This is a genomic window from Nocardia sp. NPDC059228, assembly GCF_042754245.1.
GTDB lineage: Bacteria > Actinomycetota > Actinomycetes > Mycobacteriales > Mycobacteriaceae > Nocardia.
On sequence record NZ_JBHZAL010000003.1, the window covers coordinates 1 to 12788 of the forward strand.

General features: G+C 68.0%; 9 protein-coding genes and 1 pseudogene. 6 read left to right on the top strand and 4 right to left on the bottom strand.

The genetic code is table 11. The features are described from left to right. Both ACFXKA_RS06365 and ACFXKA_RS06370 read left to right on the top strand, forming a co-directional pair. A pseudogene (locus ACFXKA_RS06365) lies at positions 1 to 836 on the top strand (DNA-directed RNA polymerase subunit beta); the annotation flags it as partial. 90 nt (positions 837 to 926) lie between these two features. Further along, positions 927 to 4880: a DNA-directed RNA polymerase subunit beta' gene (locus ACFXKA_RS06370; protein ID WP_379426369.1), complete on the top strand. Its 3954-nt coding sequence runs from the start codon at positions 927 to 929 to the stop codon at positions 4878 to 4880. Between the two features lie 220 nt (positions 4881 to 5100). Here ACFXKA_RS06370 and ACFXKA_RS06375 read toward each other — a convergent pair whose 3' ends face one another. Together ACFXKA_RS06375 and ACFXKA_RS06380 are read right to left on the bottom strand one after the other, a co-directional pair. Next, positions 5101 to 5796 carry a hypothetical protein gene (locus ACFXKA_RS06375; protein ID WP_379426370.1) on the bottom strand — a complete coding sequence of 232 codons (696 nt, stop codon included), beginning with the start codon at positions 5794 to 5796 and terminating at the stop codon, positions 5101 to 5103. A 129-nt stretch (positions 5797 to 5925) separates the two neighbouring features. After that, complete coding sequence (locus tag ACFXKA_RS06380; protein ID WP_379426371.1) at positions 5926 to 6894, bottom strand: DMT family transporter; 969 nt, start codon at positions 6892 to 6894, stop codon at positions 5926 to 5928. A 39-nt stretch (positions 6895 to 6933) separates the two neighbouring features. Here ACFXKA_RS06380 and ACFXKA_RS06385 point away from each other — a divergent pair, with 39 nt between their 5' ends. Beyond that, complete coding sequence (locus tag ACFXKA_RS06385; protein WP_379426372.1) at positions 6934 to 7470, top strand: CGNR zinc finger domain-containing protein; 537 nt, start codon at positions 6934 to 6936, stop codon at positions 7468 to 7470. A gap of 13 nt (positions 7471 to 7483) precedes the next feature. Here ACFXKA_RS06385 and ACFXKA_RS06390 read toward each other — a convergent pair whose 3' ends face one another. Next, a complete protein-coding gene (locus ACFXKA_RS06390) occupies positions 7484 to 8365 on the bottom strand; it encodes an LLM class flavin-dependent oxidoreductase (protein ID WP_379426373.1) in 882 nt (293 codons plus the stop codon). A gap of 254 nt (positions 8366 to 8619) precedes the next feature. Here ACFXKA_RS06390 and mqo point away from each other — a divergent pair, with 254 nt between their 5' ends. Further along, entirely contained in the window at positions 8620 to 10125 is a 1506-nt protein-coding gene (gene mqo, locus ACFXKA_RS06395) for a malate dehydrogenase (quinone) (protein ID WP_379426374.1), read from the top strand. Positions 10126 to 10237: 112 nt separating this feature from the next. Then, entirely contained in the window at positions 10238 to 10729 is a 492-nt protein-coding gene (locus tag ACFXKA_RS06400) for a PaaI family thioesterase (RefSeq protein WP_040862003.1), read from the top strand. A gap of 42 nt (positions 10730 to 10771) precedes the next feature. Here ACFXKA_RS06400 and ACFXKA_RS06405 read toward each other — a convergent pair whose 3' ends face one another. Next, positions 10772 to 11779, bottom strand: coding sequence for an aldo/keto reductase (locus tag ACFXKA_RS06405; RefSeq protein WP_379426375.1), 1008 nt, complete (start codon positions 11777 to 11779; stop codon positions 10772 to 10774). Between the two features lie 164 nt (positions 11780 to 11943). On the opposite strand from ACFXKA_RS06405, the gene ACFXKA_RS06410 reads away from it, so the two are divergent. Then, the gene (locus ACFXKA_RS06410; RefSeq protein ID WP_354836529.1) at positions 11944 to 12783 is read left to right on the top strand and encodes a helix-turn-helix transcriptional regulator; all 840 of its coding nucleotides are present in this window, start codon (positions 11944 to 11946) and stop codon (positions 12781 to 12783) included. The last annotated feature ends 5 nt before the right edge of the window (positions 12784 to 12788 follow it).

A 12788-nucleotide genomic window follows, 5' to 3' on the forward strand; every position in this document is an offset into this window, starting at 1 on the left:
TCCCGCAGGAGGACATGCCGTTCCTGCCCGACGGCACGCCGGTCGACATCATCCTGAACACCCACGGTGTGCCGCGTCGTATGAACATCGGCCAGGTGCTGGAGACCCATCTGGGTTACATCGCCAAGACCGGTTGGCAGGTCGACGGTTCCCCGGACTGGGCGAAGAACCTGCCCGAGGAAATGATCGGCCAGCCCGCCGACACGAACATCGCCACCCCGGTGTTCGACGGTGCGCGTGAGGAAGAGCTGACCGGCCTGCTCGGTTCGACGCTGCCGAACCGCGACGGCGAGAAGATGATCAACGACGACGGTAAGGCCATCCTGCTGGACGGCCGCTCCGGCGAGCCGTTCCCGTACCCGGTCTCGGTCGGCTACATGTACATCCTGAAGCTGCACCACCTGGTCGACGACAAGATCCACGCGCGTTCGACCGGTCCGTACTCGATGATCACGCAGCAGCCGCTGGGTGGTAAGGCGCAGTTCGGTGGTCAGCGCTTCGGTGAAATGGAATGTTGGGCCATGCAGGCGTACGGCGCGGCCTACACCCTGCAGGAACTCCTCACCATCAAGTCGGACGACGTTGTCGGCCGCGTGAAGGTGTACGAGGCGATCGTCAAGGGCGAGAACATTCCGGAGCCGGGCATCCCGGAGTCGTTCAAGGTTCTGCTCAAGGAGCTCCAGTCGCTGTGCCTGAACGTGGAGGTGCTGTCCTCGGACGGCGCCGCCATCGAGATGCGCGACGGCGACGACGAGGACCTGGAGCGCGCCGCGGCGAACCTGGGTATCAACCTGTCCCGCAACGAGGCTGCGACGGTCGACGACCTGGCGCAGTGAGCGAACGGTCCTGGAGCGCCGGGAGGCGCTCCAGGGCAACGGATTTGAACTTTTGCTCATTCTCAACCCGAACAGGGGAAAGGAAGTTACGTGCTAGACGTCAACTTCTTCGATGAACTCCGGATCGGCCTGGCGACCGCCGAAGACATTCGCAACTGGTCTTTCGGCGAGGTCAAGAAGCCGGAGACCATCAACTACCGCACGCTGAAGCCGGAGAAGGACGGCCTCTTCTGCGAGAAGATCTTCGGTCCCACCCGGGACTGGGAGTGCTACTGCGGTAAGTACAAGCGTGTCCGCTTCAAGGGCATCATCTGTGAGCGCTGTGGTGTCGAGGTGACTCGTGCCAAGGTGCGTCGTGAGCGCATGGGCCACATCGAGCTGGCCGCCCCGGTCACCCACATCTGGTACTTCAAGGGTGTGCCGTCGCGCCTGGGCTACCTGCTCGACCTCGCGCCGAAGGATCTGGAAAAGATCATCTACTTCGCCGCGTACGTGATCACCTCGGTCGACGACGAGCTGCGCCACAACGAGCTGTCCACGCTCGAGGCGGAGATGGAGGTCGAGAAGAAGTCGGTCGCCGATCAGCGCGACGCCGACCTCGAGGCCCGCGCCCAGAAGCTGGAGGCCGACCTGGCCGAGCTGGAGGCCGAGGGCGCCAAGTCCGACGTCCGCCGCAAGGTCAAGGACGGCGGCGAGCGCGAGATGCGTCAGCTGCGCGACCGCGCCCAGCGTGAGCTGGACCGGCTCGAGGAGATCTGGACCACCTTCACCAAGCTGGCCAAGAAGCAGCTGATCATCGACGAGGTGATCTACCGCGAGCTGCAGGACCGCTACGGCGAGTACTTCACCGGTGCCATGGGTGCCGAGGCGATCCAGAAGCTCATGGAGACCTTCGACATCGCCGCCGAGGCCGAGAACCTGCGCGAGACCATTCGCACGGGCAAGGGCCAGAAGAAGCTGCGCGCGCTGAAGCGTCTGAAGGTCGTGGCCGCGTTCCAGACCAACGGCAACTCGCCGATGGGCATGGTCCTCGACGCCGTGCCGGTGATCCCGCCGGAGCTGCGCCCGATGGTGCAGCTGGACGGTGGCCGCTTCGCGACCTCCGACCTGAACGATCTGTACCGCCGCGTCATCAACCGCAACAACCGGCTGAAGCGACTGATCGATCTGGGTGCGCCCGAGATCATCGTGAACAACGAGAAGCGCATGCTTCAGGAGTCGGTGGACGCGCTGTTCGACAACGGCCGTCGTGGCCGTCCGGTCACCGGTCCGGGTAACCGCCCGCTGAAGTCGCTGAGCGATCTGCTCAAGGGCAAGCAGGGTCGTTTCCGTCAGAACCTGCTCGGTAAGCGTGTCGACTACTCCGGCCGTTCGGTCATCGTCGTCGGCCCGCAGCTCAAGCTGCACCAGTGTGGTCTGCCCAAGCTGATGGCGCTCGAGCTGTTCAAGCCGTTCGTCATGAAGCGTCTGGTCGACCTGAACCACGCGCAGAACATCAAGTCCGCCAAGCGGATGGTCGAGCGTCAGCGTCCCCAGGTGTGGGATGTCCTCGAAGAGGTCATCTCCGAGCACCCGGTGCTGCTGAACCGTGCGCCCACCCTGCACCGCCTGGGTATCCAGGCCTTCGAGCCGCTGCTGGTCGAAGGTAAGGCCATCCAGCTGCACCCGCTGGTGTGTGAGGCGTTCAACGCCGACTTCGACGGTGACCAGATGGCCGTGCACCTGCCGCTGTCGGCGGAGGCGCAGGCCGAGGCCCGCATCCTGATGCTGTCCTCGAACAACATCCTGTCGCCGGCGTCGGGTCGTCCGCTCGCCATGCCGCGTCTGGACATGGTGACCGGTCTGTACTACCTGACTCGCCTGGAAGAGGGCGCGAAGGGCGAGTACCGCGCGGCCACCAAGGACGAGGCCGAGTTCGGCGTCTACTCCTCGCCCGCCGAGGCGCAGATGGCCGTCGACCGCGGTGAGCTGACCGTGCGTTCGCTGATCAAGATTCGCCTGACCGAGCAGCGTCCGCCGAAGGACGTCGAGGCCGAGCTGTTCCCGGCCGGCTGGCAGCGGGGCGACGCGTGGATCACCAAGACCACGCTGGGCCGCGTCATCTTCAACGACCTGCTCCCGGCGGACTACGCGTTCATCGACGAGCCGATGCCGAAGAAGCGTCAGGCGGCGATCATCAACGATCTCGCCGAGCGCTACCCGATGATCGTCGTGGCGCAGACCGTCGACAAGCTGAAGGACTCCGGCTTCTACTGGGCCACCCGCTCCGGTGTCACCGTCTCCATGTCGGACGTGCTCGTTCCGCCGGAGAAGGCGGAGATCATGGAGCGCTACGAGGCGCAGTCGGATCAGATCGAGAAGAAGTACCAGCGTGGTGCGCTCGATCACCAGGAGCGCAACAACGCCCTGGTCAAGATCTGGCAGGAAGCGACCGAAGAGGTCGGTAAGGCGCTGCGCGCGCACTACCCGGCCGACAACCCGATCATCACGATCGTCGACTCGGGCGCGACGGGTAACTTCACCCAGACTCGTACCCTCGCCGGTATGAAGGGTCTGGTTACCAACCCGAAGGGTGAGTTCATCCCGCGGCCGATCAAGTCCTCCTTCCGTGAGGGCCTGACGGTTCTGGAGTACTTCATCAACACCCACGGTGCGCGTAAGGGTCTGGCCGACACCGCGCTTCGTACCGCCGACTCGGGTTACCTGACCCGTCGTCTGGTGGACGTGTCGCAGGACGTCATCGTGCGCGAGACCGACTGTGGCACCGAGCGTGGCATCGTGGTGCCGATCGCGGAGAAGCAGGCCGACGGCTCGCTCATCCGGGACGCCCACGTGGAGACCAGCACCTACGCTCGTACGCTGGCCACCGACGCGGTGGACGCGAACGGAAATGTCGTCGTCGAGAAGGGCCACGACCTGGGCGATCCCGCCCTGGAGGCGCTGCTCGAGGCCGGCATCACCGAGGTGAAGGTCCGCTCCGTGCTGACCTGCACCACCGGCACCGGCGTGTGCGCCACCTGCTACGGCCGCTCGATGGCGACCGGCAAGCTGGTGGACATCGGCGAGGCCGTCGGTATCGTCGCCGCCCAGTCCATCGGTGAGCCCGGTACCCAGCTGACCATGCGTACCTTCCACCAGGGTGGTGTCGCGGGTGACGACATCACGGGTGGTCTGCCCCGAGTGCAGGAGCTCTTCGAGGCTCGTGTGCCCAAGGGCAAGGCCCCCATTGCCGAGGTGTCGGGTCGCGTGCGGCTCGAGGACGACGACCGCTTCTACAAGATCACGATCATCCCGGACGACGGGTCGGACGAGGTCCTGTACGACAAGCTGTCGAAGCGTCAGCGGCTGCGGGTGTTCAAGCACGAGGACGGCTCCGAGCGTCTCCTGGCCGACGGTGACCACGTCGAGGTCGGTCAGCAGCTGCTCGAGGGCTCGGCCGATCCGCACGAGGTGCTGCGCGTGATGGGTCCGCGTCAGGTGCAGGTCCACCTGGTCCACGAGGTCCAGGAGGTGTACCGCTCGCAGGGTGTGTCCATCCACGACAAGCACATCGAGGTGATCGTCCGCCAGATGCTGCGCCGCGTCACCATCATCGATTCGGGTGCGACCGAGTTCCTCCCGGGTTCGCTGGTGGAGCGCGCCGAGTTCGAGTCCGCCAACCGCCGCGTGGTCGCGGAGGGTGGCGAGCCCGCCTCGGGTCGCCCGGTGCTGATGGGTATCACCAAGGCGTCGCTCGCGACCGATTCGTGGCTGTCGGCGGCCTCCTTCCAGGAGACCACCCGCGTGCTCACGGACGCCGCGATCAACTGCCGCTCCGACAAGCTGATCGGCCTGAAGGAGAACGTGATCATCGGTAAGCTGATCCCGGCCGGTACCGGCATCAACCGGTACCGCAACATCCAGGTTCAGCCCACCGAGGAGGCCCGCCAGGCCGCGTACGCTGTCCCGTCCTACGACGACAGCTACTACAGCCCGGACGGCTTCGGCACCTCCACCGGTGCCGCGGTCCCGCTGGACGACTACGGCTTCAGCGACTACCGCTGAGTCCGCTAGCCGGGCACATCACGGATCCGGCCCCCGCTTCACATCGAAGCGGGGGCCGGATCTATTTGCGCTGCCTTCGGTTTCGAAGCTGCGATGCCGGCGGTTGATCGCCCGTTCCCCCTCGACATCGAATTGCCCGAGGTCACTTGGTAGTTCATGTACCCGCAATTCGGCCCGCGCTCTGACGAGGAGCGCGGGCCGAATTGTGCTGCGGGGCGGGTCAGCTCGCCGGTTGAGGGGCGGCGGGGAGGGCGGCGAAGACCGGGCGGAAGAGGTTGCCGGTGCCGGGGGCGAGGGTGTCGACGTAGCTGAGGGCCGCGTCGGTGGCCTGCTGGCCGCCGGACATCTGGAGCCCGATGGCGCCGCCGACCACGCCGCCGACCACGGCGAGCAGGGGAGCGGTGATGAAGTCGAGGACGAACAGGCCGACGGGGAAGCCCGCGATGAAGCCGATGGTGGCGCCGATGGCCGCGCCGGTGGCTACCGCGGGGAGGTTGGCCTGGACGACGTCGAAGAAGTGCTGCTGGGCGTCGACCTCGCGGACCGGGGTGTCGGATTCCGCGATGGGGGTGAGGGTCAGCCGGCGGTTGTCCTGATCGATCGTCGGGGTGAATTCGGCTGTCTTGCCGTCGATGTCGTACTTCAGGGGGACGGTGGAGACCAGGACGCCGTCGTCGTTGGTCACGATGACGGCGTCGCCGTCCCAGGTGGCGAGGAAGTGCCCGGCCTGCAGGGTGCTGACGGCGGCGCGGTGGTCGGCGGTGAGGGCCACGTCATAGCCGATGTTGTGATCGGTGCCCTTGATCTGCAGGGCGGGTTGCTCCGGAGCCTGCGCCGGTTCGGCGGCTGCGGTGCCCGCGACCGTGGTCGCGGTCAGGCAAAGCAGGGCGGGCGCAATGTATTTGGTTATAGCCATCGTGGTTTTCCTCGAGTTGCGGACTGGTTCCCCGACATTTGCGACAAACTACCGTTATCAACTCGAGATGTGAAGGGTTATGGCGCACAAGGGCAATCGGAAAATGGAACCGGCAGGTCAGCGCCGGTGTCAGGAGTGCGGCGTAGCGGTCGCGAGCGGGTCGTCCGCGGGCTCGCCCAGCCGGACCACCACCACGCCGATGAGAATCAATGCGCCACCGAGCAATTGGATCGGCGCGGGCGCCTGACCGAGCAGCGCCCAGGAGAACAGAATGGCGGCCAGCACCTCGCCGAGCGCCGCGAAGGACGCCAGCCGGGAGCCGAGCAGCCGGGTGGCGGCAATGCCGGTCACGTACGAGACGGCGGCGGTGATCACGCCGAGCGCGAGCAGCGGTGCCCACCAGTCCACTGTGAAGCCCTGGAACGCTACGGATGCCGTGGTGGCGTGCAGCGGCACGATGCCGATCAGCCCGGCCGCCAGAATGCCGAGCCCGCCGACCAGCAGTCCGCCGGTGGCCAGCACGGTGCCGGGTACCTGATCCCCGGCGTGCGCGGACAGGATGAAATACGCTGCCGCGCCGACCATCGCGCCCAGCGCCCAGGTGATGCCGACCCAACTGGTGGCCGTCCCGGAGTTCAGGTCGAGCACCAGGATCAAGCCGGTAACGCCGATGACCGCGCCGAGAACGGTTGCGCGCCCGGGTTTCTGGCTGTGCCGCAGCCACAGCCACACCACCACCGCGATGGGTGCGGTGTATTCGATGAGCAGCGCCACCGTGACATCCATGTGCGCGACGGCATTGAAGTAGGCCAGCTGCGCGGTGGCGACGGCCAGCAGGCCGTAGCCCGCGAGCAGGGCGGCATTGCGGCGCAGCAGGTTCCAGTCGCCGCGCAACTGCCGCGCGGCCACCGGCAGCAGCACCAGCGCGCCGAGCAGTACGCGCACGATGACCACGGCGGCCGGACTCCAGCCGGCGTCGATGAGCCCGCGGGCCAGCGGGCCGGAGAGCCCGAACGCGGATGCCGACAGCGCGGCGCAGAGCAGTCCGGAACGCAGCCGGTGCGACGCCGCCGCCCTGTCATGAGTCAAAGTCGCCATGACAAATGACGCTAAGTGGCCCGGGTGTAATCTGTCAAAGTGATTTTCGCTGATGACACGGTGGCGGCCATGGCGGCGGCGGTGGAACTGGTGAACTCGGCCGAGGAGCCGGACACCCTCACCGAGATCGCCCAGCTGGACGAGTTTTTCGTCAAGCACGGCTACACCGGCGTCCATGCCCGCACCCGGGCGGAGCTGACGGCCGTCCGCGCCCAGCGCGCCCCGCTGCGCCGCCTGCTCACCGCCGACCGCGACACCGCGGTCGACCTGGTGAACGCCATCCTGGCCGAGCATCGCGCGGTGCCGCGGCTGGTCCGCCACGACGGCCTCGACTACCACATCCACGCGGTGCCGCCCGAGGCTCCGCTGGATGTCCGCATGGCCGTCGAGACCGCCATGGCCATGATCGACCTGATCCGCGCCGACGAGCTGTCCCGGCTGGCCATCTGCGCCGACGAGACCTGCGCGGGCATCGTGCTGGACCTGTCCCGCAACCGTTCCCGCCGCTACTGCTCCACGGCCTGCACCAACCGCAATGCGGTCGCGGCCTACCGGGCTCGCAAGATGGTCGGCTGAGCCCGCGGGACGGTCAGCCGATCACGTCGGCGAGCCGATCCACCTGATCGGCGTCGCGGCCGTAGCAGTACAGCATCACCTCGTCCGCCCCGAGATCGCCGAATTGCCGGATGGCGTCGCGGATTTCGCCGGGCGTGGTCAGCATGCCGTCGACCATGAAGTCGGCGCGGCCGGAGAATTCGTAGTACGCGCCCATGGACGTGCGGGCGTCGTCGAGGACGGCGTCCGGGCCGAGCGCGACATTGACCTGGGCCACGATGCGGGGCGCGCCGGTGCGGCCGTGGTCGCGCCAGGAACGGCGGACCGTGTCGAAGAGCCCGCCCGCCCAGGAGGGCGCGGCGGCCGCGAGGAAGCCGCCGCCCCAGCGGCCGACACGTTCCAGCGCGGCGGGCTGGAAGCCGCCGAAGAGCAGTTCCGGGCCGGAGGGTGAGCTCGGTGCGGGGCCGATGGGCCCGCAGGTGGAACTGAAGGGCTTGCCCGCCCAGAGATCGCGCATGAGGCCGATCTGCTGATCGAGGCGGCGGCCGCGAGTGTGCAGGTCGGTGCCGGAGGCCTCGTGGTCGTCGGCGCGCCCGCCCACGCCGAGCCCGAGCACGAAGCGCCCGCCGGACAGCACATCCAGGGTGGCGGCTTGCTTGGCGAGCAGTGCGGGATCGCGCAGGGGCGCGATGAGGACCTCGGTCTGCAGCTTGACGCGGCTGGTCGCGCCGGCGAGCACGCCGAGGGTGACCAGCGGTTCGGGATTGTCGTAGACCAGCCGATCGAGCAGGCCGAGGGTGGAGAAGGGGCCGGCGTCGGCGCGGCGCGCCCAGTCGAGCAGGGCGAGGGGATCGGAAATGGGAAGTCCGAGACCGATATGCATGGGGATGACCTCCATGGAGAGATGAGTGGGCACAACAACACTGCCGCCCACTCCGCGCCTCTCCGGAGGCGGATGCTCTCATTCTGCGGCACAACTTCTGGAGAGCATCTCTTGGATTGTGGCCAATATAGGACGCTTTCGAACAATGTCGCAACCCGGCCGGTAGCTCCGGGTGCGCGGTGCGGGGTTCGGCGATAGTGTTGCTGCGCCGCCCTGGCGGGCCGGTGGATGGTGCTAGCGTGCCCGTACGCTGTACGAGTTCAATCGGGGTTTTCCAGGTAATGACGATGAGAACACAACTGCCGCTGCGGCCCTACGATGTCGTGCTGATCGGCGGCGGCATCATGAGCGCGACGCTCGCGATGCTGATCAAGCATCTGGAACCCAGCTGGACCATCGGCGTGTACGAGCGATTGCCCGAGGTGGGCTCCGAAGCGTCGGCGGCCTGGAACAATTCGGGCACCGGCCATGCCGGACTGTGCGAACTCGATTACACCACCGAGAATCCCGACGGCAGTATCGATATCGAGCCGGCGCTGGAGCTCAATGAGCAGTTCCAGCTCACCCGGCAGCTGTGGGCGTCGCTGGTGGAATCCGGGGTGCTGCGCAAGCCGGAGACCTTCATCAATCCGGTTCCGCACCTGACGCTGGCGCGCGGGCAGCGGGAAGTGGATTTCCTGCGCCGCCGCCACGAAACCATGTCCGCGCACCACCTTTTCGCGAATATGCGATTCAGCGACGACCCGGAGGTCCTTGCCGACTGGGCTCCGCTGATCACCCGGGGCCGTGACGCCTCCGAGCCGATCGCCGCGACCCGCGATATCACCGGCAGCGATGTGGATTTCGGCGAACTGACCGGCCAGCTGTTCCATTGGCTGCGCTGGCAGGATGTCGAGATTCACCGCAATTGCGAGGTGCGCGGGCTGCGCCGCAACAATGACGGCACCTGGCAGCTGCGGGTCGACTGGCGCACCGACAACGACCGCCTCACGCGAAAGGTGGACGCCCGCTTCGTATTCGCGGGCGCGGGCGGGTGGGCGCTGAAAATTCTGCAGCGGGCCGGTGTTCGGGAAGTGCACGGTTACAGCCTGCTGCCGGTCAGTGGTCGATTCCTGCGCTGCGACAATCCCGCCGTGGTGGCCGAGCACGACGGGAAGGTCTACGGCAGCGCGCCCTCGGGTGCGCCGTCGATTGCCATGCCGCACTTGGATACCCGGGTCGTGAACGGCGATCGCGCGCTGCTGTTCGGTCCGTACGCCGGGGCGAATCCGCGTTTCCTGAAACGTGGTTCGCTCTTCGACGCCGCGGGGTCGGTGCGGCCGGGCAATGCGGGCCCGATCGCGGCCACGCTGAAGTCGAATCCCGAGCTGATGCGGCTGCTGGTGACGCAGCTGGCCTCGACCCGGAAGAAGAAGCTCGCCGCGCTGCGGGAATTCGTCCCCGAGGCCCGCGCCGAGGACTGGACCCTGGTCACCGCGGGTCAGCGCGCCCAGCTGGTGAAGCCGGATCCGGAGCAGGGCGGGGTGCTGGAGTTCGGGACGGAAGTCGTTGCCGCGCAGGATGGTTCGATCGCCGCCGTGCTGGGCGCGACACCGGGTGCGTCGACCGCCCCGGTGATCCTGCTCGAGGTGCTGGAGCGCTGTTTCCCGCGCTACTCCCGGCTCTGGGAGCCGCGGTTGCGCGAGCTGATGCCGACACTCGGGCAGAGCCTGGCCAAGGATCCCCGGCTGGCGCGCCAGACCATGGCCCGGACCGCGGAGGCGCTGGGGCTGGCCGGCCGGGTGGTGGGCTGACCCGGCGGGAGGCTGCCGTGGATCCGTGGCAGGAAGCTGCCGTGGACAAAGCCGCGCCCGGCCCGGTATGAAATTGGAACAGGTTTCAATTTCTGGCCGGGCAGGAGAGGCGATGGACAGCGCTACCAAGGACGAGGCGAACGCCGCCATGGGCGAGATGGTGATGGCGGGCTTCCAGAAGCTCGGCTTCATCCAGTTCACCGGTATCGAGGGCGTGGACTACGCCCCGGGCCGCAATGTGGTCCGCATGGCCGCGCGCCCCGAGCACTTCAACCACAACGGCGACATCCACGCCGCCCTGCTGTTCGGCCTGGCCGAGACGGCCGCCATGGGTGCGTCCATCTCCGGCATCGTGGACCTGCTCGCCGACACCTTCATCGTCGCCCGCGACGGCCGCATCGAATACCTGGCCCGCGCCAAGGGCGAGGCGGGCCCGTTCAGCGCCACCGCCGAGCTGACGCCGGAGACCATCGCCGAGACTCGCGCGAACATCGAATCCCGCACCGAGATCGAGCTCGAGGTGCCGGTGACGATCGCCGACGTCACCGGCAAGCCCGTGGCCCGCGCCGCCTTCACCGCGGTGATCCGGCCGCGCCGGAAGTGATTCCGCCCGCGCCGGAAGTGATTCCGGCTCCAGCGAGGTGACTCAGCGCTCGCTGTCGAGCATGGCCATCTGCGCGGGCGCGTAGCGGCCGCCCGCCACCTGGTCGGCGGGCACGGCCGCCTCGATGGTGGCCAGCTCGGCCTCGGACAGCCGAATATCCACCGCCGCAACGGCTTCGGCCCAGCGTTCCGGCCTCCGCGCGCCGATCAGCGGCACGATGTCGGTGCCCCGCGACAGCACCCAGGCGATGGCCAGCTGGGCCACGCTCACCTGGTGTTCGGCCGCGATCTTCGCCAGTGCGTCGACCAGGCGCAGGTTGGCGTCGAGGTTCTCGCCCTGGAAACGCGGGCTGTGCGCCCGGAAATCGGAGGGTGCGAACTGCTGCCCGGGCCGCAGCGAATCGCTCAGCAGGCCGCGGGAGAGCACCCCGTACGCGGTGACGCCGATGCCGAGTTCCCGTGCGACGGGCAGGATTTCGGCCTCGATGCCGCGCGAGACCAGGGAGTATTCGATCTGCAGGTCCACGATCGGGTGCACGGCCGCCGCGCGGCGCAGCGTCTCCGCACCCACCTCGGACAGGCCGATGTGGCGGATGTAGCCGGCCTGCACCAGCTCCGCGAGGCCGCCGATGGTCTCCTCGATCGGGATGTTCGGGTCCAGCCGGGCGGGCCGGTAGATGTCGACGTAGTCGGTGCCCAGTCGCTGCAGGGAGTAGGCGAGGAAGTTCTTGGTGGCCGCGGGCCGGGTGTCGACACCGCCGAAGCTGTTGTCGGGTCCGCGCAGCGCGCCGTACTTCACGCTGAGCACGATGTCCTCGCGCTTGCGGTCGGCCAGCGCCTGCCGGATGAGCAGTTCGTTGTGGCCCATGCCGTAGAAGTCGCCGGTGTCGATGAGGTTCGCGCCCGAGTCGAGGGCGGCGTGCACGGTGGCGATCGAGACGGCGTCGTCGGCCGTGCCGTACATGCCGGACATACCCATGGCCCCGAGGGCCAGGCGGGAGACGGCGGGCCCGGTCTTGCCGAGCTGAACGGTGCTGAGGTTCGTGGTCATGCCGATAACACTGCGCCTGCGCGGCGGGGTCCGGGAGAGGAGCGTTCATCCAGGGATCGCCGATCCCTGGTTACCCCCGAGGACGGCTGGGGTGGACTTCGCGCGGCGCAGACTGGGATCGCCGGTACCTGGCTAGCGGGCCGGGGGCGGGGGACAGTGGTGAGGTGGATCGAACCGAGCTGGCCGACTTCCTGCGCCGCCGCCGTGAGCAGCTGCAACCCGCCACCGTCGGGTTGCCGCCGGGCGCGCGCCGCCGCACCCCGGGCCTGCGCCGCGACGAGGTCGCCATGCTCGCGGGCATGTCGACCGACTACTACACCCGGCTGGAGCAGGCACGCGGCCCGCGCCCGTCCGTGCAGGTGCTGGCGTCGCTGGCGCGGGCGCTGCGGCTGACCGACAGCGAGCGCGACCACGTCTACCACCTGTCCGGCCACCAGGCCCCCGCGCGCGGCGGCGACAGCCACGTGGGACCGGGCCTGCTGCACCTGCTCTCGAAGCTGGACGACACCCCGGCCGTGGTCATCTCGGACCTGGGTGAGGTGCTGGTGCAGAACCGCATGCACACCCTGCTGTCCGGGGACTACTCGCAGCGGCGCGGGCTGGAACGATGCATTCCGTGGCGCTGGTTCACCGAACCCGGCTCCCGCGCCATCTTCCCGCCGGAGGACTGGGAAGCCATGAGCCACAAGCATGTCGCCGATCTGCGCGCGGTCTCCGCCCGCCGCGCCGGCGACGCCGACGTGACCGAGCTGGTGGCCCGGTTGCGGGCCGCCAGCCCGGAGTTCGAGCGGCTGTGGAACGAGCACGAGGTGGGTACCGGAACCGGCCACACCAAGCGCATGGTGCACCCGGAAGTCGGTGTGCTGGAGTTGATCTGCGAACCGCTGCTCACCCCCAGCGCCACCCGGCACGTGCTGATCTACTACCCCGCGCCCGGCACCGACACCCAGCAGAAGCTGGATCTGTTGCGGGTCATCGGAACTCAGTCGATGACCAGCCGCTGACTGCC

Coding starts and splice junctions, on each gene's coding strand:
- ACFXKA_RS06375 (WP_379426370.1), bottom strand. CDS start 5,796: ATGGCTATAACCAAATACATTGCGCCCGCCCTGCTTTGCCTGACCGCG.
- ACFXKA_RS06380 (WP_379426371.1), bottom strand. CDS start 6,894: ATGGCGACTTTGACTCATGACAGGGCGGCGGCGTCGCACCGGCTGCGT.
- mqo (WP_379426374.1), top strand. CDS start 8,620: ATGAGAACACAACTGCCGCTGCGGCCCTACGATGTCGTGCTGATCGGC.
- ACFXKA_RS06400 (WP_040862003.1), top strand. CDS start 10,238: ATGGACAGCGCTACCAAGGACGAGGCGAACGCCGCCATGGGCGAGATG.
- ACFXKA_RS06405 (WP_379426375.1), bottom strand. CDS start 11,779: ATGACCACGAACCTCAGCACCGTTCAGCTCGGCAAGACCGGGCCCGCC.